The following is a 21,902-nucleotide window of genomic DNA, read 5'->3' on the forward strand; positions in this document are numbered from 1 at the left end:
TTTCCGGAAATCTAACGAAAATCTGTAACCTTATTTAGCATTTCCGATTCCTTTCGACTCCCTTTTTGGAGCAATAGCGATATAGATCTTCGTTAAATTTCAGAAATGGCTGAGGTCGGCAAAATAACGTTATGAATCTTCCTTACAGCCTTTCCACCTCAGTCTAAGCTAGCTTGTGAACCCTATTGGATTAGGAAGAACTCGTTAAAATAAGCCTATTAGCACTCTTTTATACGAACATATATTCTGGTATAATTATCCTTGCAGCACGTTGGCTATAAGGGCGGTCGGCTAATCTCCCGGAAGGGAGGTGATGCCTGTGGAGGTGTACCAAGCAATGACGCTGATGATTTCATTCGCGACGCTGGTTGTGTTGATCCTTTCATTCCACAAAAAGAAATAGACCGCCCTGTAGGAAGGTTAACGGTCTAATTCTATAGCCTATTTCCTAAGCCACCGCCCTTAAAAGCGGCAGTTGCACTGGAGTCGTGTTAGCGCACGGCTCCTTTCAATATCCTAATCATAACACGCTTCAATTATTCCCGCAATCCGCTAGAAGTCAATCTACTGTAAATCATGATTACAAATCTTAGAGGCGCTCTCGACACTAAATGCAGTCATAATAACAAAAGAACGATAGATGCGAATAACTTTAAGTTCAATTTACACGTATAATATATACGTGTTATCATTAGAATAGAGAGGATGATAATGTGAAGAACATCACTTCCCGCGAACTTATTAGATTAATTGAAAAAATGGTTGGAAATTAGTTGCCGTTGTGGGAAGTCATCATCAGTACAAACATCCAATCAAACCGGGAAAAGTCACCATCCCGCATCCAAAGAGGGAATTAGCACCAAAGACGATTAAAACCATACTTAAACAGGCAGGACTTTAATAAGGAGACTTATTTTAAGGAGGCAATAGTAAATGGCTAAATATATATTTCCAGCAATCTTCGACCCGAACGAGAATGGGGGCTATACAATCACGTTCCCTGACCTTCCAGGCTGTATTACCGAAGGGAGTGATTTGGAAGAAGCCGTTCTCATGGCAGCTGAGGCTATGGCACTGCACCTATACGGTATGGAGCGTGACGGAGATGCCATTCCATTACCATCAAAGCCAAATGAAGTATCAATGGAGGATACAGAGACCGGCGCGTTCGTGTCGCTTATCCAGTCCAGAACTGAACCCATTCGAGATGAATTGCAAAATCGAGCCGTAAAAAAGACCCTGACTATTCCGCAATGGCTAAACGACGAGGCCGAAGGAGCCGGACTTAATTTTTCTCAGACATTGCAATTTGCCTTGAAAGAAAAACTTGGTATAACTGAGAAACGGCCTTAAGAGCCGCTTTTCATTCTTAATAGGACAAATTGGGAAAGAGAGGAAAGTAGATTGATTGAGGATGCGTTTTAGGGGATAGAAGCCCGCTCGCGATTTAAATCAGCGGGCTTCTCTTTTACTTTAATCGATTAAGCACTACTGCCAATTCTTCTCGTGTCACCTTGTTACCGGGCTTGAACTTTTCATCGGGATAGCCCTCCATCCAACCTTTATCTGCAACTGCCTTAATCGCAGCCTCCGACCAGCGACCAGCCTCCACATCGCTAAAGGGCGTCTTCTTCTCTGATATAGGTGCCATCGCAATTCTCACCCTCTCTACAAACTGATGCCAACCTGTCCAACTGCCGTTGTCATACATTAATCGAGGACAATTCTTCCGATAGCCATCAGCTCGCGGCCAATCATAATGTCGACGCAGCCGCTCTACTCCCCAGCCGCGCTCCTGGAGCATGCTGGCAACCAGCTCGACAGCACGCTCAAGAGTATGCTGATAATCTCCGCTTTCACAGATTTCGATATGAATGGAAGTTCGATTGCCTTCCCCATTCGTTCCATCACCCGCGGCCCAAGCATTCTCATCCAGGGGCAAGCACTCAATCGTTTCTTTGTCATCCAACACAATATGATAGCTCGCCGTCACTTCGTTGGTTGGATTGGTAAGCCAGTTACGTTCATTTCGGGCTGTGCTAGTCGGGTTGCCCGTATTGTGAATGGTCAAAGTTGTTGCCTTCAATGCATGACCGGCACGGCGGTTATGCGGCGTACTTGTCGGAATATGATCAACAATATACGTCGGCAATAGCTTATCGGGATCGAATTGAATGGCAATCGCATGATGCACAACCTTTTCTTGATAATCAAGACTCATGTCCGCAACATGAAATTGCCGCTTTTTGTTGGCCTTGTCAATCTCCAGCGCGTCCAGCAGTTGACGGTTATTGGTAGCGAAGGTAGCCGATTCGCCTCCGTCCAGGTTAACGGTGGTCTCGTAACCGTATTTTGTCGCCATGATTCCAGCTTCTTTCGTGGTTAACCCCTTGTCATATGCGCCTCGACCGTCCACGGTAATCATGCCAAGAGTGCCATCAGATTTGATGCCTACAATCATTCGCGATTTCGTTTCAAGCTCGTTTGAAGGTGTTTTCTCAGCAGCATGCGGCGGATCAATCGACTTTCCATCTTCACTTAGCGTTGGCACACCGCAGACAGCCATCTTGACACCATCTGGCCTCGTCTGACGACCTATCCCAAACCGTCCATTCTTGTAATAGAAATGTGGCCTTCCCTCCGTCATGCCGAGCACATCTTGATAGATTTCTTCACCATCGCGATAAGTCAAGCCAAGCAGATCGCCGTTTTCCTCATTAAAATGCGAAGCATTAAAACAGAGCCAATTGCCGCCATGTTGCGAAACCAGTTCGGATAGGATTTGGCTCACCGTCTTGCCTTTCTCTGTAACAAGCTCGACGCGCTGAATCGAATCAAGCGGCACATCCACCACTCGAATATCGGTCCAACCTTCGGACTTCGAATAAGGGCCGCTGCGCGCATACGTCAACGGCCCTTCCTCTACCAGGTTATTAGTGATTCGAATTCTCTTATGATTGATCATTGTTTGCCGCTGCCCTTCACATGCGAATTATAATCGAGAACCGCTTTTTCAATTGCTGCTTTTATACTGTTACTATTGATCTTGATGCCTATCTCTTCGACATGTTGAAGCACATACGCATAAGCAGCTTCCAGCTTCTGCGGACCGCCTGCTTGCTCGTATATTGACTCCGCAAAGGCCATTCCCTCTCCGGCCAGCTTTGTTAGAATTTCACGTTGCTGTACGCTTGTCTTCGTGGTCAGCCATGTCTCAATCTTGCTTTTGAGTACAGCAAGCAGTCCTAAAATCGCTGTTACCAGCAGTCCAACTAGAGCTGTCACAATAGCATCTATAAAAGGTTGCAGATTCTCCATCATCCAGTCCCCTCCAATTTATCAATGCGCTTATGCGCCGACTTAATCGATTCATCCATACGAATTGCCATCTCCGCCAAAGCATCATATCGTTGGGCGTGAATGTCCATCTTGACTCGCATGTCATCAATGCCACGCTTGAGATAAGCCATATCCGCCTGCAGCGTAGCATCCTTTGTTGCTTCGGAAACCGTATCCTGCTTAATCGTTCTAGCACGCCCCGCCCACCCAACCGCAATCCCGCTTACAGTCCCACCGATCGCTATGAGCGTCGGAACCATTTCTGTATCCATGAAATCACCTCATTCTTCAATAGAAAAGGCTCCGCTTATGCGGAGCCCTCAGCCGGAGCAATGTCCGGACGCTTCGTATAAATCTCAGCAAGCACAGGGTTGCTATTATCTTGCGACATGCCATAACCAGCGACAATGTCTATAATCTCTCGCTCGCCGTAATATTAGCATGTGATGCATGAATTTGCGATAATTCTGATTTGATAAATTGGCTTTGCCATCCCTATACACCTCCTCCTGTGAATAGATCAGCGAGGGAGAGTTCTGCGTCCGCGAGACGCTGCTATTGAATCGCAAGTTGCTCTGATAAAGTCTGTTGATAGACAAGTGCCGCTTCCGACTCCTCTCCTTTACTCATATGCGTTCCATACTATATTAGAAAAATTCCCTGTGACCAATGCATAAGCAGAATTGTTCAACAACCAAACCTTTGTGTTGGATGCTGTTGGTGAAACAGATGTTTTTAATATTTCGGTATGCGCTCTACCGTTTGTTCCACTACCATCCCAATCGTTGTAATGATTTGTCGTACCATTTATTAACGCTAACCAATCATAAATATATCTGAACGAGACGCAAATAAGGGATGGAACAAATGAAAGTCCTGTTATTTCCACATATGCTGTTTTCCCACCTGTTTCTAAAGTTACAGGCAATGTCGTACCACTAGCGAACTTCTTACCTCGTACAAGTGCACCCTGTAATCCGAACAAATTAATATCTTCTGGTATATTGGCAGCGATAAAGTCAGCATCCGTCAGCGTCACATAATCATTCGATCCATCCCGATAGCCTGCTGAAGCTCGAAGCCTCAACGTTGTGTCGCTAACGGCGCTGGAGACTGCTGCGGTGTCGCCGGATCGGTCGGGCATGGAGCCAGTGACAAGCGAACCGTTCACATACGCTTTTCGCCCACTCAAAATTTGAGAAGCAGAAGCTGGTACTGAACCCTCGGTCGTGTCCACAACCTCAGATTTACCTGCAACGCCAAATATACTAGCTCCTGCCTTAATATTGCCCGTGACAAGATCAGCATCACCCGTTACAGTCCCGGAACCATTGTGGTAACCCGCCGCGATTGTCTGAGCAGCTGCGCCGGGAGTAATAGATACCGCTCCACGATTCGGCATTGAACCAACCTGTCCTGGGCCCGAATCATTACTGAAGGTTTTGGTTGCGAGTACGTCTGCTGCAGTCGCATTCCCGCTGCTCAGTTCAATATCCCCGATATTGTCAGCCATTGTTGCAAAGGTGTCTGTCGCCTCCGTATCTACTCCTTTGTCAGTAATCGCGGAGGCGATCAAGGCTTTACCGTCACTGACAGAGGACTTTAAACTGTTAATTTCAGCTTGAACCGTTGTTCCTCCTGTAGCAGATATCGCACTTGCAGCATGAGCACCAGAAGATGCAGCGACATGCGCATCAAACTCCGTTTTGGTCGCTTGCTTGGCATTGTCCACATTATTTAAGCCCACATCAGCCTTAGCCAAGGTGACAGCCCCAGTCTTGCCCGCAACACTGGTAACGGTGTTCACCTGAGCCCCCGTCGCGATCCCGTTGAGCTTCACTTTATCCGCCGCCGACATCCGGCCCGCTTCTGTCGCGCTGGCAAGCTTCGCCACTTCAGTATCCAAAACATCCGCATTATCGTTAAAATCATCGATATTGACGTTATCCTCGTTCCCAGGCTTCTTCAAATTCAAATTAGGTGTTAATTCCATCTTTTATCCTCCTTCGTATATGCGTAGTTGACTCCACGTTTTGGCGCTGGCCTCCTGCCAGGTCAGCTCCGATACCATATCCCAAGTCGTATAGGTGAAAAGGAATGAATACGACAAATGCGCGGGCTTGATCTGATCCAGCATGGCAATAAATCCCGCCATATTGGCCGGAACGCCAAGCACCCCGATAAACCGAATGACAAAGCGATACTCACCGGGGTATTCCAGCACATCGACCTCACCGCCGCTGAAGGAGGCGGCCACGCCGATCAGCATTTGCCTGGTCACTGTGCCGTGACCGCGCAGCTTGGCCAGCACGATTTCTCGCCGCCATTCATAAGACATGGAGGGATCGGTCGTTAATCCGAATTCCCGCTCCCATTGCGTCAGCCCCCAAGTCGCCGTCGACACGTAAAACTGATCCGCAAGATCGGCTGCCGCCGACAATGTGAGGCCAAGCTCCTCCGCAAGCGTCGTCTGCAGCTCGACCATATCGCGTATGCTGTGCCAATAGGATGGCAAATAGCCCATCAAGTCAGGCGGCGTCGCATCAGGCGTTATTCCATTGTCGGCAGAATCGCCAAATAAAAGCGCGCCGTACAGACCGTCTCCATAAGCCATCAAGCATCACCTCGCAATTGGCCCCAAGTGACGCTGGGAGACAGCTTGCTTGCCGCCAGATCATACGCAGCCTTGACCGCGCTCGGCGTAGCCGCCTGCGCCGTACTGCTGCTGTCAATCGCACCATTTAGCTGCACAATGCCTGCCGCGCTTGTACTCGCAGACGGTAGCCGCGCGACTGCAACGGTGCCCGAGATAATGTCTGCGCCGCTATGCTGATGAGCAGCGGGAGCAAACGATGCCGGCTTCCCCGTGACACCAGCCCATGGCACGCTGTCAGCCGCTTCAGCCTGATCGACCTTGCCGTTATCATTGGCATCATAAACGCTCTTCAGCATATCCCCGCCGCCTACATTGGCTAATCGGGAATTGATGGCCTGTGCTGTCCGCAGGGGCGTCATATATTTGGCTGAGCTCGTTCCCGTCTCGGCCTCGGCCTGTGTGGCAACCGCATAGTTGTCAAGATTACCCAGACCAACATCGCTTTTCGAAATCGTGACGGCTCCCGTTCTCCCTGCAACGCTTGAAACAGCATTCACTTGAGCGCCTTCCGCAATACCGTCCAGCTTCCCTTTATCTCCTGCCGACATAAGTCCGTCTGCAGAATCCGTAGCAGGATCCGCTGACGCCTTCCCATTCCAGGCAGCCTTCTCTGCATCGGTTACAAAGCGATTGCCAGCATCCTGAGCAATAATGGACGGCGGATGATTGACCGGATGCGTATAAAGATTAGCGCCCGCCTCGATTCCGGCCAGCTTCGTTTTCTCAGTCGTTGAATAATCTTCCGTTGACAGCTCTTTGCCCGCAATCTTGTCCACCTTGCCGGCTAGCTGCGTAGTCATCGTTGCCGCGAAATCGGGTTCGTTATTCAGCGCAACCGCAATCTCCTGCAAGGTATCCAGCGCCTCCGGCGCCGTTCCGATAATCTCGTTGATTCGTTGATCGGTCTCCATCTTCGTGTACGTGCTGAATTTATCCGATTTCAACAGCAGCTGCGAATCAACGTAGGTCTGTTGGGCTTTGCCGGATTCTACTTCAGCCATTTGTCCGGTTAATGCCGTTACAGCCGTATCATTCTCCAGCTTGTAGCGATCCACCTCAGTCTGCGCAGCGGTAACGGCTTCCTGCAGCAGGTTGATATCCCCGGCATCCACCTGGTCGCCAGGCGTCTGATAGGTCACATACACCTTCGCGGCATTAGTGAAAACACGAATGCTTCGTCGCCAAGGCGCAGCGGCAGGAATCGAGACGGTAAAGCTTGTCACTTCATCGCCGGTCAAATTCGGTCCTGTGTAGACGCTCACGGTGCTATTAGCAATGTTGTCATGCGCAAGCACGCCTTCATACTTGCCATCCGTAATCAGCAGCTCTTCCTGTACCGTATACGCCGATCCGTCAGCCCGCTTGTTCAGCTTCGCGGGAAATACATCGATTTCATCCGGATACGGCATGGCCTACACCTCCAATTCCACGCTGGCCAGCGCCGGGATCTCTTCATCATCGAGCGCCACATTGCCCGTCCCGCCGTTCAGCGTCAAGCCCGAATAGTCAAGTACGCCGGGAACCGAAAGCAGCAAGACGCCAACCCCGGCAATGCTGACATAAGATGCTGAGAATGCGATTGAGCGAAAATACTTCGACAACGCCGCTTCGAAAGCATCGCTCACCGCCTGAAGCGTATAGCCGGCCGCCAAGACGACCATGGCAGCGACATTAATTGAGGCGGCTGTCGCGGATACTACCGTCACTTCTGCGCCAATCGGACGAACCGTCTCCATATAGTTTGCGGTCTCCGTCACCAATGTAGCGCTGGCAGGCTCCTTGTCGCTGTCCACGATAACGACCTTCACTGTTCCGGGACCACTCCATAGCGGATACACCTTAGCTCCGCCGACGCCTGCGACGCTCATTGCCCAATCGCGATAATCCGCCGCATTGCCGCCGCTGGACGGATTGCGCACGCGATGCAGATAGCGGGCCCGGAGAGAATCATCCGATTCGGTATCTTCTCCCGGCACCAGCACATCCGCCACCTCCGCTCGCACAAGCCCCGCCACATAATCAATAGGCAGTATCGCGCCAAAATAACGATTACCCGCCGTGCCGGCCGTTTCGCATTGAAGCAGAAACTCACCGTCAGTCAGCTTTTCAACTACCGCATAATTTAAATCCTCGGCGCTATAGCGACTGCCGATCGGCACATCCAGCGGCGTATTGTCATTGCCGTAGAACAGTCCTTTGCGCTGCGCCGGCGCAGCGGGCTGGCGGGATATTCCATAATCATTCGTGCGCAAATCCAGGTAATCTCCGCTGCTCGTCGTACCGAAAGCGAGCGTCAACTGCGCATCGAGCGTAATATATAATTGCGCCAGCTCCGCCGCAGCAGGCGCGCACGCATCATAGATGACGCTGCCCTCCCGCTTGTCAATGCTGTACGGCACCCGATCCAGCATCCGGTTCAAGATAAAGTCATAGGTCATATTTTCATACAAAGGCGTTCACCTCCCGTTCATAATCAATGGCGCCCAGCTCGGTCAGCACGGTAAAAGAAATAAGCGCCCTGTCGGCAGCATTCACAATTTGCAAGTCCGAAATGTCTCCAATGCGATCATCCTGCGTCAACGCTTCCCGAATAACCCGTGCCGCTTCGGAGCGCAGGAAGAGCGGGCTCATGCCGATCAATCGACTGAGCTCATTGCCGTAATTGAAGCTGTAGATCAAATACGAATAACGCTGCGTCTGAAGGATCTGATCGATCGTCTGCTTGATGGCTTCCATGCCGTCCAGCTTGCCGACGACTCTCCCTCGTTCGAAATCCAATTTCCATGTCAGCGAAGGCTGCCGCTCATCGGCAACCGACGCCTTGCCAAGCACGCCCCCTGCAGGAATCATTGGCTCACCACCTTGTCTGCTACAACATATTTATGCCCGCCCTGCATGCGAAGCAGGATAACCTTGTCGTCAACCTGCAAGCCTTCCCGAACAACATACTCGGCGCCGCCTAACGTCACCTTCCATTCCCTGGTTGCTTCCGTCAGAATCAAAAAATCCGCTGTCAGATTAAAACGTTGATCAACGTTAACCTTGAGCGGATTTACAGAGGTTACGACTCCGAATAAAACGATAACGGGATTTGTTGCGTCTACTGCGTCTTTGGCCGCCTGTTTAATGACCGGCAACAAGCTCATATAATCACCTTCAGTTCTAGCTGCATTGTATGATCACTCCCGCTAAATCGATGGGTGCAGTCCTCCACGATAAACGGCTGCTTAATGTCGTATTCCTCAATCGTAACGGGAACATAGCATCCGGCTCTGACGTTGATATCGCCAAGCGCATTCAGCTTCAGCGTTCGGGACTCCCGGTTTTTAATCGTTGACAATTGGGTGAGCATTTCATTGATTTGAGCCGTATTCATATTCTCATTTACGGATTGATAGAGCTGAAGCGTGCCCCATTTCGCCATATTGACGCTGTCCTTCGCAATAAACACCTCGCGTTTGCCCGTATCCTTATTGTCCTTGTAGAGCTTGAAGAAATTATAGGTATCCTTATCGATACTGGTGTCAAGCTGATAATCGGTCATCAGACTATCGTCGCCGATAATGAATTCGAGAAGCAAGCTCTCAATGTTTCTGATTTCGAGACTGCCGAAATTATCGTACAGCACATAGTTCCGATTCGCGTTAATCAAGGTCAGGTCGAGCGCTTTCGTAACGATGTCGAGCAGGGTTTGACCGTCCTCGCTCATCGTCGGAATGAGGTAGCCCGTGTCGTCAATGTAACCGGTTTGCAGGTTGAAGTCGGCTGCGATCAATCGCAATACGTCGGATGCTTTCACATTTTCGAAGACGTAAGTGTCCTTGTTCAAGAGATAGCGGATCTGATCATAGCATTTGACGCTCACCTTCTCCTCTCTCCCGCCTCCAATGCCGAAAATATATCCTTTGAACACATTCCGGCCATCCTTGCGAAACGTAACAATATCGCCGTTGCTGTAGGTGAAGGCTTGCTCTTGATACAGAGCATTCTTGATCAACGTGAAATCCAGACTCCCCGGCTTGCCGAAGCGGCTTGTTTTCCAGGTGATATCCGCTGCGATTTCCGAAACATCCCAGACATTTCCGTTTTTGTTGTCAATCATCATCTCCAGCATCATGATCCTCCCGGCAGCTTCAGCACGGTGCCGATTGCCAATGTCTTGACCCCGGCATCCGTAATCTTGTTCAAGGCCTGAATTTCCGTCCATCTTGCTCCATTGTCGAGCATGCGCTTCGCAATCGACCACAAGCTGTCTCCGGCGACTACTGTGTAGGTTTCAGGCGTTTTCTTGTCACTCGCCCTTGCGGGAGAAGCCTTGACCAGCAAGTCTCCATTCGTTGCCGATTGCTTGATTCGACGGGCAGAATAGAATACATATTTCTTCAGCTTCAGCGAATACTCAATATTTCCAATCGACCCCGACGCTTCCTTCCAATCAAAGGAATCAATGCTTACCGCTTCGTTAATATCGAAGCTCTCTCCGGTGAACACGAAGCGGATTGGCCGCTTGCTGTCCATCCATTTGAGAATGCGATCCACGTACCACCGGGGTTCGAACAAGTAAGGAGTCGCCGTGAAAGGATAGTCTCTCGCAGGCAGCAAGCTGTTGAAGCTATATTGCGTCAGACTTCTGGCCTTGATCACGTTAATTTCTCCCAACGCGGGAATATCGTAGGACTGTCCCTTGCTGCCATCGCTCATATCGATGCTTGCCGGATTAATGGGCAATTGAAAGCCCTCCTCCTGATTGTTGAATGAAAGATAGATGCCGTAATCAGCCATGACCATACACCCCCTTGGCGCTGGATACGATTTCCTGGTTCATTCGCTCGGTTATATTCGCGATAATCTCGTCGACGGACCGACCGTCCTGCCTCACATGGGTATCGCCGAAGGAAAGCTGCGGACTCACCGACATGAAGTTCTGAACATTGTTCATTTCCGCAAGCTCCCTCATGAGCTTAATATCCTCGCTGCTGATATCGACAGTATCCCGAACCTTTCCGACCTCTCCAACCTTGCCGATACTATCCAGGGCATTCGATGATTGGGAAGCTCCTGGAGTGAATACGCCATCCTCGCCGCTGCCTTTCTTGCCAAATAACGAGCCCATCATATCGCCCGCCTTGCCTGCCAATCCCTGCAAGCCGTCCGAAGCCCAATGACTGGCCTTTTCACCAAGCTCCTGTCCTTTGTTGAAGGCGTCGCCATAATCCAATTGCTCAAATTTCGTTAATTGGATAACATCCTCTTTACTCTTCAGATTATCCCGCTCTCTCTCAAGCTGATTTAAGAGATTGTCCATACTGCCTGTCATATTGACGTGTATACCGGGAATCTTATTAATTATCCCTTCTATTCCACTCGCCAGATTATCCAAATATTTCAGAGCATCAATAACCAAATCATAGAAAAGCTTCTTTGTAGCGTACATAGGATCTTTCCACACATTGACGAAAAATTCAGCAACCGAAAGAATCATATTCGCAAAAAGCGCAAATTTATTCCAGAACCAAGCAAAGAGCGTGCCAAAAATCCCGCCAATATACCCAACAACCTTTGCCGTCGCGTCCTCCCATTGATAGAGACTGAAAATCAGGAAGCCGATGGCGGCGCCAATTAATAGAATAGGCCAATTGAGTATTAACCAACTGGCTGCAGCTGCTAAAATAGGCTCAATCATGAGCCACAATTGGATGCATAATCTATTAATTTGAGTCATTAACAACGGAAGCTGCGTTAAGCTCCAAAACGCAAAAGCGCCAATAATGCCGGCTAATACAGGCTGCGCAACAGGCCAAATGCTCTCAATAGCGCCGCCTATCCACATAATGCCATCAACCAAACCTCCCACCGCTTCTGTAGCAAGGGTAATGGAATTGATGATGCCATTCACCAACGCATCGCCAATCGGACTGTTGAGCCAATCGTTCACCTTCTGCAAAAGGGGCCCAATTGATTGCGACAGCTTATTGGAGATTGCGTTGCCGATATCGCCGAATGTGACCGGCAATTCTTCAAACTTACTATTAATATCACCGGATGCCGCGAACATCGCGCCTTTAATGATATCGGCAGAAATTGCGCCTTCAGCCGACATCGTCTTCAAATCTTCTATCGACTTTCCTGTGAACTTTGAAATCGCCTGGGCAATGAGGGGAGCCGTCTTCGCAATCTCGCTGAAATCGTCTCCCCCTAATTTTCCTGATGCCATTGCCTTTGTTAATATAGCCGATCCGGATTTCTGCTCCTCCGGAGATGCGCCTCCGACACGCAGCGACTTCTGCATGAGTTCGGAGAAGCCGACAAGCTCTTCATTCGATTGAAAGGCTTTTTTCGCGCCCACGCCCAATTGGACGACTGAAGCCGCCATGGCGCTGTAGCTTCCACGCGATCTTTCCGCCGCTGCGTAAATACGCTTCTGCAGCTCTTCCGTCGTCATCAATCCATCGTTAACCCGATTCAGCTGCGCCAAATTGTTCATATAGGCATCCGATGCCGAAGCTAGCTCCTTCAAGCTGTCTACCGATATTGCTTTTTTGAGCTTGCCTGCAATGCCCAGCTTGCCAATCACCTTGGAAAACATGGAAGCCGGCTTCGCCTTGCCTCCATCACTCGCTTGCTGCTGCGCGACATCGAAAGCGCCTTGAGGGGCTGGCAGCCCTAGTGCGGAACCTCCGCCCATGCTCAATGTATTTTGCAACTGATCAGCGGATTCGACAAGCTCATGATGGGATTGGACAACGCCCCTCGTATACGTTCCCATCCTCATCATGACGGCTGCCATCATTTTATAGCTTCCCAGGGAACTCTCCGCAGCGGCGAATATAAAATACTGAAGCTTGGCCGTTGTCCCCAATTCATCATTGATGCGTTCAATTAAGGTAAAGCTCTTCATGTAGCTTCTCATTGTTGTAGAAAGCTCTTTTCTGTTGTCGAGCACGACCAAGCTATTGGACTGACTGGCGTCAGCTGCCATTATGCTCACGGTTGAAGCAAGTGTGGCCATCCTTCATCGCCTCCTTTCTGGCCGTCATCGCTTAGCCTTTTTAGCTGCTTTGTTTTCCGCTTTAATTTTGATCTGAATCGACGCTATGACGAAAGCCTTCTCTTCTCTCGGCATATTCGCGAACGCAGCCGGGAGAATATTCAACTTATGGAGGGCGTAGTAAGCATAGTTAGCCTCGCTGTCGCCCTCCTCGATCAGTTTTTTGCCTCTTCGACCAGATCGGACAGATCCTGCTCAAATCCGCTTAGCTTCTGAATTTGCTGGGACAGCTCCGCAATCTCGCCGGCAAGCAGCACCTTTGTCAAATATTGCTCAGGCGCCGTGCAGCCCATCGCCTTGATGCTGTCCGCGTTACGAAAGTCGGGGTCAAGCGTATTATTGATGACGATGGACTCGTTGAACGCCATCACATTGAATTCAACGTTCTTCTTGCCTTTTTTGAAATCCATTTGGGTCGCGCGTTTTCGGATTTCATCGAACTCGTCATTGGTCATCGCCTTGATCTTGAATTTCAGCAGCTTGCCGGCTTTATCCTTGAAGCGGTCCGAAATCGCGATTTCCGCAGTTAAATTATCAATGGGATTGCTATTAAGAAACTCTTGTAATGTGCTCATAATTCCCTCCAGAGAAGGCGTCTGAATAGACGCCTGTATTGGTATTGAGTAGTCAATATTGGGTTGTCAGTTTTGGTAGATTAGTTGCCCGAAATGGTGTTGAATGAATCCAGCAGATCGTAATCATTGAACGTGAACGGCATTTCCTCTTCCAGCATGTCGTCGCTTGTGGAATCGAAGCGCGCCGCAATGACGCTGTCGATATTGCATTCCCTCAATAATGCGGTTTGCTTGCCAGTGCTGGAGCCGGGCTGCTCGTTAATGACCTGAATGTCGAACCAGAAATCCCGTCCGGTTTTGATATAATCCAGCATCAACTGCCGGAACACGGAGGTTACGTAATAGATGGTCATCGTGCCCGTGCCGCTCCAGCCCGCGGAACGCTTGGGCGTGTTGGTTTTGCCCAGAATAGGCACATCCACCTTGTTCTTCTCAATCGTGGATTCGAGCGAGCGGGCGTAGAACAGCTCCTCCACGCGACCATTAATTGTTGCGAATGCTTTCGCCTGCTTGCCGCTGATTGCATCTGTTTCGCGCATATATGTCATTACAGAGCACCTCCGATTTCAACTTGCATATAGATTTTTTCCATGCTGTCGACTGGCTGAATATTCGTATGAATCACAATAGAATCCGACTCTCCCGCGATCGCCGACACCGTGATGTCGGACTGCGAGTCGAAGTTTTGAATCGCCTCAATCGCTTGAAGCTGATCCAGATAGTTAATGCACTCGCCCTTCAATAGATTGCGACCTTCCCCGTTGTTATTTACCTTGCCAATATAATAATCCGAGAAAATGCGGACAAAATCGTTATTCATGCCATCCAACACGCGAATGACTCGATTCTTGCCAAATGCCTTGCCCTTGGCTGGCGTTGTGCCCGTGAACGTATTGATATCTTGCTCGACAAGCGCCTTCTGATTGCTTTGCGTGAACACGAATTCGCCTGCCTGCAAAGCCGCAATAATCTGGCTGTTCGTATAGCGCGGCGACACATCAACTGCGCCGTCGTAGGCCGAATAAGTGAGCGATTCATTGACAGCGGCCCCGGCGGTTGCTCCCGCTACCCAGGCAACGGACTGCGCGGCAGTGAGCGTCGTGCCGTCTGCAAGTACAACGCCGTTTTTCACGCTAATGACGCCCTCGTAATCGGCGCTCGGATAGTTTTCCACCACAACCTGAATCTTCTTGCCTTCGTCATCCCGAAGTCGCTGCGCGAAGCTTGTTAAGGCTCCTTTGAGCGTATCGTCTGTGCCGGTGTAGGCCAGTGTATTGAAATCATAGATTTCAATCTCGGTCAAATAATCGGTATAGTCGGTATTCGTGACCGTGCCGTCAGCGCCGCCGGTTAAGGGGATGCCGGCCGATGCCGCGAGAGCACCTGTACCGGTGAAGGTCACCCAAGCATTCGAAGAGAGTCCCGCGATATCCGCAACATTGAGCTGTTCGTCAACGATAACTCCTTCAACCAACGTCGTTACATCGAAATGATCGGTATTGTCGACATTCTCCGCAATCACGACAGAGATGTCATTCCCTCTCACGCCGCCGTATCTGGCCGTAATCGTAAGATTTCCGCCATCGGAGCCCGTCGCTTCCGTCCCGCTATTCAGACGATAGAGAAGCAAGGTGCGGGCTCTTTTGAGAGACTCTCTTACGAGAAGCATCTTCGGATCCGTCAGTGAATAACCAAGCGCCGGATAAGTATCCTCCCCCGCTTCAATGACCACAACCTCCTTCGCCTTGCCCCAGCTCATCACCAGCGGCATTGCCACAATGCCTCGCTCGCCTGCGGCGCCGACCGGCTGCGCCTCCGTATTGAAATTAACATACACACCAGGACGAACCTTGTTCATCGTTGTAAAAGTTCCAGCTGCCATCTATTTGGCCTCCTTATTCAAATAGTCGTTCAATTTTTGTTTTGCTTCATCAATCGTATAAGCCTCGTGGTCATCCAGAAGCGCGGCAAGCACATCCTTCTGAATCGATGTGAATTGCTTGGATGACAGCAGCTTTTCCTTCGGAAACCTGATCATAGCCGTCATGTCTCGACCCCTTCCTCTTGTACGAGCGACTGCATCTTCGTCTCCTGGGGCAACTGCTCCCACAGCAGCATCGAATACGTAACATAGACATGCAGTACCTCGTCGATAATCCCAAACTTGATGGCATTGCCGGGGCATTGTGCCCCGCCGACTTCAATCCGCCTCAGCGCAGCCATTGCTTGCTCCGCAATGTCGTATCGCTGGTCATCCCCTTGCTCCTGACTGTAATAGCGGACGTCAAACGGAAATTCGCAGCGATAGCGCCTGCCCAGCTCTTGCGTATAGACGGGCTCAAGCAGCCTAACGTAAAAATACGGCGATTCCAGTCCCGCATTCGTCTCCGTATCGGAAATCGGAATGTCTGGCATTTCGGCTGCAAGAGCTGCCTCGACAGCATTGCGAACATCATTGACCGTCACTTGTTGCACGGCATCACCTCCTTTCCATCTGTTTGATAGCCGCATCATCTTGCTCCCGGCTGGCATGGTCGATTTACAGCGGCATCACCTCCTTAATTGAATCATCTAATGTAGATTCATATCGCTAACGCCTTAGCCTGTACCGTTTTCGAGGTTGCAGCGCTGATTATCAGCGCTAGAGCGCCCGATGATCCGGCGTCCGAGACTGCAGCGCTGATTATCAGCGCTGCAGCCCTTTCGAATCCACAGCTATACTTTCGATTGAACTCCGTGCTACAGATGCCAATCGAAAAAAGCCGCCCCCGTTGGGACGACTCCAAAAGACATAGCGATAGCGGGAAGAGGTATGACGTTTGCATGACATCCGCATGACATGCTCCTTACTACTAACTGCTAACTGCTTCCTACTAGCTGCTAACGGATAACTACTTTCTACTATTTACTATTTAATACCTACTCGCTACTTCAACATTTCCAGTTGCACCTTATCCTTCGCACGGCGGCAGAACGTTTGCACGCTCGATCTCGAGATGCTTAATTTGACAGCTATCTCATCATAAGTCATTCCTTGCGCCATATGAAGGAGAAAGCAGGTACGTTCGCGCTCCGTCAGCAGGAGCAGCACATAGACCAGCTTGCTTCGAACCGCCTCGTCGTCTTGTAAGGGTCTAAGCTCCTCCAGCAGCTCGCGTTGCCGATAAATATCCGTTCGTTCGGCTCCACGGCGATTGCCGGGACGCCTGCCGCGCTTCATCCACTCCAGCGCATACCGCATATCGGATAACATGCCGGAAACGAGCTTTGCATCCTCCTGCTCCACCGGACTGCCCTCTCCAAGCTTCAGTCGAAGCTTGTCCAATTGATCGGCCCCGGCAGTGTACTCGCTTATTAATTTTGTAATGGAACTCATCTCGAGCGCTCCTCTCGTCGATACTATTCTAATTTTTTATTTTCTAGCAATCGTAACGACCTCACACCGCAAAGGCATGCTTCACGCGCCTTACATTCTGCCAACTCGCGAACTCCAGGCAAATCATCCGTTCTTCCTGTGTCAAATCCAACCATACCCGACCTGTTACGTTCAATTTCCTCACCCCCATTACATACGACAAATCGTAAATCCTGAATTCAATATATACGATAAATCGTAATATGTCAATTGATTTTTCGAATTATTTTACTACTCGTCGTAATAATTATTTACTTTAAGGAAAATATATACTATGATGAGTAAGAAGTTACGAATAATCGTAACTCTAATAGGAGGAATCAATCGTGTTGAGCAGAGGCGAACACTTATCTAAAATCATGCACGAGAAGGGCTTTACCGTAATGAGCCTGTCGAAAGCCACAGGCGTGGCCTATACAACCATTAGATCGATGATAGAGCGCAATCTGGCGAATGCCTCCATTGATAATGTAATCAAAATTTGCGATGCTCTGCACATTACGACAGAAACGCTATATCATTCGGGGCTTACAGTGAAAGAAGAGAAGGATATTGCCGCCGACCTTGAGCGTATGATTGGCGATCTGGAGTCCAATGAGGCGCTGGCCTTTCACGGCGAGGCTATGGATGAGGAAACGAAGGAATTAATGCGAATATCGCTGGAAAATTCATTGCGACTGGCAAAGCAAATGGCCAAACAAAAATTCAATCCTAACAAAAACAAATAAGGGGCGTCCTGAATGACGATTAAACGAATTGTCAGTCTGCTGATTCGCAGACATGGAACGAACAACCCTTTCCATATTGCAGCTCAGAAAAACATCATCGTCTTGTTCGAACCATTAGGTCATATGATGGGTTATTTCAATACCTACAAACGAATTCCAATGATTCATATCAATTCATGCATGGATGAGCATGATCAGCATTACACTTGCGCTCATGAGCTCGGACACGCGATTCAGCATCGAAGAGTCAACACGCCTTTTCTACACCGTCACACGCTTCAGTCCATTGCCAAGATCGAACGCGAAGCAAACGAATTTGCCGTTGAGCTGCTCATTCCGGACGAGTTGCTTCTGGGCGGATCCACCATCTACGAAGCGGCCAAGGTCTGCGGAGTTCCAGAGGAGATTGCCCATCTCAAGCAAGCGCCAAAAACAAATTTCTGGCGCGACGAGCAATCCTTTTTCAAGTTATAATACAGAAAACGCCAATATGCGTTCGCTCAAAGAGCGAGCCATATTGGCGTTTTCTCTAAGAATCAATCTTCATAATCATTTCCTCAAGCAAGCGAATTCTTGCGAAGGAGGCGCGGAGCAGTCCAATTCCAATTTCCGGATAGAGTCGAACCAGTCTGGATACATCGTCTCCAGCGAGCTTCAGCACCTGCACATCGCCGAATAAGGATTGAGCGGTAACGGTGGAAGGCGTACCGTCAAGCGCCGAGGTCACCCCGCAAACATCGCCGGGACTGAGCACGCCGATTGTCCCTTCCCAGCCAGCCGCTGATACGCTGATGAGCTCCACATTCCCTTCGACCACGACGAACATCGCTGGATTCGGCTCTCCGCGTACAAGCAATTGCTCTTCATCCGTTCGAATCTGCACTTCGGCTATTTGGGAAATTAAGCCAAGCTCCTCCAGAGACAAGTCGGAGAAATAAGGCACCTGCTTCAGGAACACGACCTTATTTAACCGGCTCATCACCACTTCCTCCTGATTTTCTGTATCATTCTTATCAGACGCTTGCTCGCTCATCGCCGCAACCTCCTTCCTGCCCGTGAGATGATGGCCTGTTTCCATAAGCGCGGCATCCGCCATCTCCATCCACCAATCATCTTTGCTAAGCCTAGCTTCTTCCAATATCGCAACTGCCTCAGCGGCTTCAAAGGACTGTTCCTTGGATCCGTCACGATCTAATATCGCTGCCAGCAATTGCGCCAAGCGCCGATCGCCGAAGCCTTCCGCCAATACTTCCTTGGCGTTATCCCGAATTTCTTCATCCGAATCCCCAACCGCCGTCTGAATAATCTCCGCAGCTTGTTTGTCGCCAAGCTTCGAGAGTATCGCCCATACGCCCTTCATAATCGATGCCTGCACTTCATTCCAACGCATGATCGAGAGCTGGGACAGTTTCTCTTGCTCCAGTGCCGCAAGCGCCGGTGCGATCTTCGCCGTATGCTCCAGCGTTTGAAGCCGCTGTACCGCATCTTCGACCAGCAAACTGCGCACTTCCGCTTCCGGCATTATTTCAGCCAAAGCCGATACAATCGCATACCAGGGCTTGGGAGAAGCTTCTGACAATTTGTCAAGCAACGGCTCAACAGCCGCCTCGCCCATATGAATGAAGCTCTCAATCGTCGTCCGGAGCATCTCTTGATCCATTCTTGGCAACATGGACAACAATTGCGGCACCAAGGCCGCATAACCAAGCCTGCCCAAGCATTCAATCGCCGCCACACGGGCAGCGGGATGCTTCTCTCCTACCAATCTTTCAATCTTAGGAATAAAATCCCCCAGCTGCAAGTCCGCAATCGTCCTGCACATGTAGACCGAGAATTCGCCGCCTTCATCAAGAATGCGGTCAATAACCTCCTTGCACGCTTCATAGCTGTACGCACGATGGAAATTGTACATCGCTTTGACCGCTTCCGCCACGACGGCGGGATGGCTGTCCAGCAGCTTCTGCCTGAGGAAGAAGAACGCCTGCTCCTCCATATGCTTCATCCGGGCAATCGCCCGAACGCCTTCCGTTCTCATCTCGACATCGGGATCCTCCAGGAAGGAGGCTACCTTCACCATCGCTGTCAAATCCGCAGCTTCCAAATTCATCGCCCGAACAGCCGCCGTTCGAATTTTGGGATTTGCGCTGTCGACAAGCGAAAGCAGCTCTGGCAGATCTCCTCCATCCTGAATTCTGCCTATAATGTCGAGCGCAATTTCCTTGGCCGAATCGGAAGGATGCCGCAGCAGGCTCCTCACCTCATTCAGAGCCGCTTCATCTCTGCTAATCTCCTCGAAGGATTCCGAAATATCCTGCAATCCCATCGTCTGCACGCTGCGGACGAGCTCTCTGCGATACAAGATGCGTCCGTACCAAGCCAGCGCCAGCAAAGCCAACGCGCCGCCTAATCCGATGATCGATAGGACCGTCCAGTTAACGCCGAAGCCGGAATGAAGAAACTGGATGCCCGCGCCGATCAGAATGCCCGCAGATGCCGCAATACCTTGCGCGGCATATCGATAACTGTCACGTTTATCCAGCGGCAGTGTCTTGAAGTAAAGTTGATAGGACGGTTCGGCGGAATAATAGAGCAGCAGGTAGGTCAACATATAGCCCGTCGAGATAATCGGCAACGCCGCGGAGCCCGCAATGCCAATCGCCGCCCCTCCGAATGACAGTACGAATACGGCTGCAATCATGGTCAATATCTGGCTTGCGCCGAATCTGGTCATTAGCTTGCCCGAGACAAGCTGAAGCAGAAACGCCAGAACGAATAATATGGTCGTAATCGTCCCGAAGTAGGAGCTGAACGCTTGCTCGTCCGGATACGAAATTCTCGTTATGCTCAGAAATTGATATTCCATGAGAAAGTAGAGAGCCGGCATCAACGTCATTAGCAAAATAACCGTTAACAAGAAAGGCGATCGCAGCGCCTGTTTGAATACGGCGCCTGACGATATCTCCGCTTCCTCTTGCATTGAAGCTTCCGATCTCAACGACAGCGGCACCAGATAATTCGTAATGACTTTATTGTAATTGCCAAAGATGAGCAACAGCAAGACTGCGCCAGCCGCATAGATCATCTCCGGACCGAAGGCGATCGATATGAGCTGCACGAGCAAGCCTGCCGCTACGCCTCCAAGCGTCGCCGATCCGACGAACACAGGCATAAGCCGCTTGGCCTGCTGCGTAGAGCAAAGATCCACCGCAAGGCTCCACAGGAGCAGCGTCTGCTGCCTCACGACAAAGCTGGATGTAATGAACAAGAACGGATAAAACCATCTAAGCTCCAAATGAAAGCTGTTCAGAACCAGCAAAACGATTGTATTTATTACAACAATGCCCAGCATAATGCCGAACATAACCCTCATCAGCTTCGGTTTTGGAAGACGTGCCGCGAGCCATGACATCAGCCAGGCTTCCAACGGCAGTATGACAGCCTCCGCCGCATACACATACGGCAAATACTCGCTTCCGAAGCGTTGGTTGAACAAGGTCATAAACCCGTTGTAATTCAGCATCTCCGCAATGCCGCAGATCAAAAAAACAGGCGCCATCATGAGCAGCTTTCGCTGATCCTCCGGACGGGCGCCGATGAAACGTAATAATCCAGTTGCGTTCTTCATCTTCTAATCCAGCTTTCGATAATAGATTAATCGATCTTCCCCATCGAAATAGTAGTCCGGGCATCTGCCGACCAATTGGAACCCGTTGCGCAGAAATAACCTTTGAATGGATGAATACTCCGGCAGGTCGCAGGTGTAGGTTACCAAATAGCGAGCTCGGGCTTGCTCCAGGAATCGAAACATCTCTTCGATAAAGCCTGCGGCCAGACCGCTCTTGCGATAATTCTGATGCACGACTATGTAGTCCCAATTGTAACCGCCAGTCTTCTGCTCGTTCTCTGCGATGCAATTAATGCCGATAATCTCATTCCGCTCGTTCCGGGCATACCAGAACACAATGTCGCCCGATAACCCGCGATAGGGCAGCTCGCGAAAATGCTCCAGCTCTCCCGGCGTATATCTCGTATCGTCGAATGAATAATCGGATAAGAAAAAGTCGACAATTCGGTCTGCTTCTTCCTCCGTTGTTAACCGGTTGATTTGAAATTGCTTGACAAGCATAATCTCTTCCCCCCT

Annotated in this window: 24 protein-coding genes and 1 pseudogene; 5 read left to right on the plus strand and 20 right to left on the minus strand. The window is 50.1% G+C overall.

The features are described 5' to 3' along the window. Window positions 1-313 precede the first annotated feature (313 nt). The 3 genes and pseudogenes from HFP08_RS29700 (at window position 314) to HFP08_RS12565 (ending at window position 1,353) form a co-directional block, all read left to right on the plus strand. The gene (locus HFP08_RS29700) at window positions 314-403 is read left to right on the plus strand and encodes a putative holin-like toxin (RefSeq protein ID WP_481856569.1); all 90 of its coding nucleotides are present in this window, start codon (window positions 314-316) and stop codon (window positions 401-403) included. Window positions 404-713: 310 nt separating this feature from the next. Next, window positions 714-901: pseudogene (locus HFP08_RS12560) on the plus strand (type II toxin-antitoxin system HicA family toxin). A 32-nt stretch (window positions 902-933) separates the two neighbouring features. Further along, window positions 934-1,353, plus strand: coding sequence for a type II toxin-antitoxin system HicB family antitoxin (locus tag HFP08_RS12565; RefSeq protein WP_168120953.1), 420 nt, complete (start codon window positions 934-936; stop codon window positions 1,351-1,353). 115 nt (window positions 1,354-1,468) lie between these two features. Here the strand turns inward: HFP08_RS12565 and HFP08_RS12570 are convergent, their stop codons facing one another. From HFP08_RS12570 to HFP08_RS12660, 18 genes are all read right to left on the minus strand, one after another. Next, a complete protein-coding gene (locus tag HFP08_RS12570) occupies window positions 1,469-2,965 on the minus strand; it encodes a phosphodiester glycosidase family protein (RefSeq protein WP_168120954.1) in 1,497 nt (498 codons plus the stop codon). Continuing rightward, on the minus strand, window positions 2,962-3,321 hold the full coding sequence (locus HFP08_RS12575; protein WP_168120955.1) for a phage holin, LLH family: 360 nt from the start codon (window positions 3,319-3,321) through the stop codon (window positions 2,962-2,964). Before HFP08_RS12575 ends, HFP08_RS12570 begins: the two co-directional genes overlap by 4 nt. Then, window positions 3,318-3,611 carry a hypothetical protein gene (locus HFP08_RS12580; protein WP_240941335.1) on the minus strand — a complete coding sequence of 98 codons (294 nt, stop codon included), beginning with the start codon at window positions 3,609-3,611 and terminating at the stop codon, window positions 3,318-3,320. The genes HFP08_RS12575 and HFP08_RS12580 overlap by 4 nt, the downstream gene beginning before the upstream one ends. Window positions 3,612-3,961: 350 nt before the next feature. Then, window positions 3,962-5,332: a hypothetical protein gene (locus HFP08_RS12585; protein WP_168120956.1), complete on the minus strand. Its 1,371-nt coding sequence runs from the start codon at window positions 5,330-5,332 to the stop codon at window positions 3,962-3,964. A gap of 3 nt (window positions 5,333-5,335) precedes the next feature. After that, complete coding sequence (locus HFP08_RS12590) at window positions 5,336-5,953, minus strand: putative phage tail protein (RefSeq protein ID WP_168120957.1); 618 nt, start codon at window positions 5,951-5,953, stop codon at window positions 5,336-5,338. Continuing rightward, window positions 5,953-7,404, minus strand: a complete 1,452-nt coding sequence (locus tag HFP08_RS29285) for a phage tail protein (protein ID WP_240941337.1) — start codon at window positions 7,402-7,404, stop codon at window positions 5,953-5,955. The genes HFP08_RS12590 and HFP08_RS29285 overlap by 1 nt, the downstream gene beginning before the upstream one ends. Before the next feature lie 3 nt (window positions 7,405-7,407). Next, on the minus strand, window positions 7,408-8,445 hold the full coding sequence (locus HFP08_RS12605; protein WP_168120958.1) for a baseplate J/gp47 family protein: 1,038 nt from the start codon (window positions 8,443-8,445) through the stop codon (window positions 7,408-7,410). Beyond that, window positions 8,438-8,845 carry a DUF2634 domain-containing protein gene (locus HFP08_RS12610; protein ID WP_168120959.1) on the minus strand — a complete coding sequence of 136 codons (408 nt, stop codon included), beginning with the start codon at window positions 8,843-8,845 and terminating at the stop codon, window positions 8,438-8,440. Before HFP08_RS12610 ends, HFP08_RS12605 begins: the two co-directional genes overlap by 8 nt. Then, window positions 8,842-9,141: a DUF2577 domain-containing protein gene (locus tag HFP08_RS12615; RefSeq protein WP_168120960.1), complete on the minus strand. Its 300-nt coding sequence runs from the start codon at window positions 9,139-9,141 to the stop codon at window positions 8,842-8,844. Before HFP08_RS12615 ends, HFP08_RS12610 begins: the two co-directional genes overlap by 4 nt. After that, the gene (locus HFP08_RS12620; protein ID WP_346768731.1) at window positions 9,138-10,112 is read right to left on the minus strand and encodes an XkdQ/YqbQ family protein; all 975 of its coding nucleotides are present in this window, start codon (window positions 10,110-10,112) and stop codon (window positions 9,138-9,140) included. Before HFP08_RS12620 ends, HFP08_RS12615 begins: the two co-directional genes overlap by 4 nt. Then, entirely contained in the window at window positions 10,109-10,777 is a 669-nt protein-coding gene (locus tag HFP08_RS12625) for a LysM peptidoglycan-binding domain-containing protein (RefSeq protein ID WP_168120961.1), read from the minus strand. The genes HFP08_RS12620 and HFP08_RS12625 overlap by 4 nt, the downstream gene beginning before the upstream one ends. After that, a complete protein-coding gene (locus HFP08_RS12630) occupies window positions 10,770-13,004 on the minus strand; it encodes a tape measure protein (protein ID WP_168120962.1) in 2,235 nt (744 codons plus the stop codon). Before HFP08_RS12630 ends, HFP08_RS12625 begins: the two co-directional genes overlap by 8 nt. A 194-nt stretch (window positions 13,005-13,198) precedes the next feature. After that, window positions 13,199-13,618 carry a phage tail assembly chaperone gene (locus HFP08_RS12635; RefSeq protein WP_168120963.1) on the minus strand — a complete coding sequence of 140 codons (420 nt, stop codon included), beginning with the start codon at window positions 13,616-13,618 and terminating at the stop codon, window positions 13,199-13,201. Window positions 13,619-13,698: 80 nt separating this feature from the next. After that, the gene (locus HFP08_RS12640; RefSeq protein WP_168120964.1) at window positions 13,699-14,166 is read right to left on the minus strand and encodes a phage tail tube protein; all 468 of its coding nucleotides are present in this window, start codon (window positions 14,164-14,166) and stop codon (window positions 13,699-13,701) included. Further along, window positions 14,166-15,500, minus strand: coding sequence for a phage tail sheath family protein (locus HFP08_RS12645; RefSeq protein ID WP_168120965.1), 1,335 nt, complete (start codon window positions 15,498-15,500; stop codon window positions 14,166-14,168). Before HFP08_RS12645 ends, HFP08_RS12640 begins: the two co-directional genes overlap by 1 nt. Further along, complete coding sequence (locus HFP08_RS12650; protein WP_168120966.1) at window positions 15,501-15,665, minus strand: YqzN/YkzM domain-containing protein; 165 nt, start codon at window positions 15,663-15,665, stop codon at window positions 15,501-15,503. Beyond that, entirely contained in the window at window positions 15,662-16,093 is a 432-nt protein-coding gene (locus HFP08_RS12655; protein WP_240941339.1) for a phage tail terminator family protein, read from the minus strand. The genes HFP08_RS12650 and HFP08_RS12655 overlap by 4 nt, the downstream gene beginning before the upstream one ends. A gap of 451 nt (window positions 16,094-16,544) precedes the next feature. Further along, on the minus strand, window positions 16,545-16,994 hold the full coding sequence (locus HFP08_RS12660) for a sigma factor-like helix-turn-helix DNA-binding protein (RefSeq protein ID WP_168120968.1): 450 nt from the start codon (window positions 16,992-16,994) through the stop codon (window positions 16,545-16,547). A 365-nt stretch (window positions 16,995-17,359) separates the two neighbouring features. Here HFP08_RS12660 and HFP08_RS12665 point away from each other — a divergent pair, with 365 nt between their 5' ends. Both HFP08_RS12665 and HFP08_RS12670 read left to right on the plus strand, forming a co-directional pair. Beyond that, a complete protein-coding gene (locus tag HFP08_RS12665) occupies window positions 17,360-17,761 on the plus strand; it encodes a helix-turn-helix domain-containing protein (RefSeq protein WP_206109239.1) in 402 nt (133 codons plus the stop codon). Window positions 17,762-17,773: 12 nt separating this feature from the next. Then, complete coding sequence (locus tag HFP08_RS12670; protein WP_168120969.1) at window positions 17,774-18,235, plus strand: ImmA/IrrE family metallo-endopeptidase; 462 nt, start codon at window positions 17,774-17,776, stop codon at window positions 18,233-18,235. Between the two features lie 55 nt (window positions 18,236-18,290). Here HFP08_RS12670 and HFP08_RS12675 read toward each other — a convergent pair whose 3' ends face one another. Both HFP08_RS12675 and HFP08_RS12680 read right to left on the minus strand, forming a co-directional pair. After that, window positions 18,291-21,386: an Npt1/Npt2 family nucleotide transporter gene (locus HFP08_RS12675; protein WP_168120970.1), complete on the minus strand. Its 3,096-nt coding sequence runs from the start codon at window positions 21,384-21,386 to the stop codon at window positions 18,291-18,293. Between the two features lie 3 nt (window positions 21,387-21,389). After that, window positions 21,390-21,887 carry a GNAT family N-acetyltransferase gene (locus HFP08_RS12680; RefSeq protein ID WP_168120971.1) on the minus strand — a complete coding sequence of 166 codons (498 nt, stop codon included), beginning with the start codon at window positions 21,885-21,887 and terminating at the stop codon, window positions 21,390-21,392. Window positions 21,888-21,902 lie beyond the last annotated feature (15 nt).

This window comes from Paenibacillus sp. HB172176, from assembly GCF_011947265.1.
Classification (GTDB): Bacteria; Bacillota; Bacilli; order Paenibacillales; family Paenibacillaceae; genus Pristimantibacillus.

What these genes read in the sequence shown, in the direction of transcription:
- HFP08_RS29700 (WP_481856569.1), top strand. Translation starts at nt 314, where the DNA reads ATGCCTGTGGAGGTGTACCAAGCAATGACGCTGATGATTTCATTCGCG.
- HFP08_RS12565 (WP_168120953.1), top strand. Translation starts at nt 934, where the DNA reads ATGGCTAAATATATATTTCCAGCAATCTTCGACCCGAACGAGAATGGG.
- HFP08_RS12570 (WP_168120954.1), bottom strand. Translation starts at nt 2,965, where the DNA reads ATGATCAATCATAAGAGAATTCGAATCACTAATAACCTGGTAGAGGAA.
- HFP08_RS12575 (WP_168120955.1), bottom strand. Translation starts at nt 3,321, where the DNA reads ATGATGGAGAATCTGCAACCTTTTATAGATGCTATTGTGACAGCTCTA.
- HFP08_RS12580 (WP_240941335.1), bottom strand. Translation starts at nt 3,611, where the DNA reads ATGGATACAGAAATGGTTCCGACGCTCATAGCGATCGGTGGGACTGTA.
- HFP08_RS12585 (WP_168120956.1), bottom strand. Translation starts at nt 5,332, where the DNA reads ATGGAATTAACACCTAATTTGAATTTGAAGAAGCCTGGGAACGAGGAT.
- HFP08_RS12590 (WP_168120957.1), bottom strand. Translation starts at nt 5,953, where the DNA reads ATGGCTTATGGAGACGGTCTGTACGGCGCGCTTTTATTTGGCGATTCT.
- HFP08_RS29285 (WP_240941337.1), bottom strand. Translation starts at nt 7,404, where the DNA reads ATGCCGTATCCGGATGAAATCGATGTATTTCCCGCGAAGCTGAACAAG.
- HFP08_RS12610 (WP_168120959.1), bottom strand. Translation starts at nt 8,845, where the DNA reads ATGATTCCTGCAGGGGGCGTGCTTGGCAAGGCGTCGGTTGCCGATGAG.
- HFP08_RS12615 (WP_168120960.1), bottom strand. Translation starts at nt 9,141, where the DNA reads ATGAGCTTGTTGCCGGTCATTAAACAGGCGGCCAAAGACGCAGTAGAC.
- HFP08_RS12620 (WP_346768731.1), bottom strand. Translation starts at nt 10,112, where the DNA reads ATGATGCTGGAGATGATGATTGACAACAAAAACGGAAATGTCTGGGAT.
- HFP08_RS12625 (WP_168120961.1), bottom strand. Translation starts at nt 10,777, where the DNA reads ATGGCTGATTACGGCATCTATCTTTCATTCAACAATCAGGAGGAGGGC.
- HFP08_RS12630 (WP_168120962.1), bottom strand. Translation starts at nt 13,004, where the DNA reads ATGGCCACACTTGCTTCAACCGTGAGCATAATGGCAGCTGACGCCAGT.
- HFP08_RS12635 (WP_168120963.1), bottom strand. Translation starts at nt 13,618, where the DNA reads ATGAGCACATTACAAGAGTTTCTTAATAGCAATCCCATTGATAATTTA.
- HFP08_RS12640 (WP_168120964.1), bottom strand. Translation starts at nt 14,166, where the DNA reads ATGACATATATGCGCGAAACAGATGCAATCAGCGGCAAGCAGGCGAAA.
- HFP08_RS12645 (WP_168120965.1), bottom strand. Translation starts at nt 15,500, where the DNA reads ATGGCAGCTGGAACTTTTACAACGATGAACAAGGTTCGTCCTGGTGTG.
- HFP08_RS12650 (WP_168120966.1), bottom strand. Translation starts at nt 15,665, where the DNA reads ATGACGGCTATGATCAGGTTTCCGAAGGAAAAGCTGCTGTCATCCAAG.
- HFP08_RS12660 (WP_168120968.1), bottom strand. Translation starts at nt 16,994, where the DNA reads ATGAGTTCCATTACAAAATTAATAAGCGAGTACACTGCCGGGGCCGAT.
- HFP08_RS12670 (WP_168120969.1), top strand. Translation starts at nt 17,774, where the DNA reads ATGACGATTAAACGAATTGTCAGTCTGCTGATTCGCAGACATGGAACG.
- HFP08_RS12675 (WP_168120970.1), bottom strand. Translation starts at nt 21,386, where the DNA reads ATGAAGAACGCAACTGGATTATTACGTTTCATCGGCGCCCGTCCGGAG.
- HFP08_RS12680 (WP_168120971.1), bottom strand. Translation starts at nt 21,887, where the DNA reads ATGCTTGTCAAGCAATTTCAAATCAACCGGTTAACAACGGAGGAAGAA.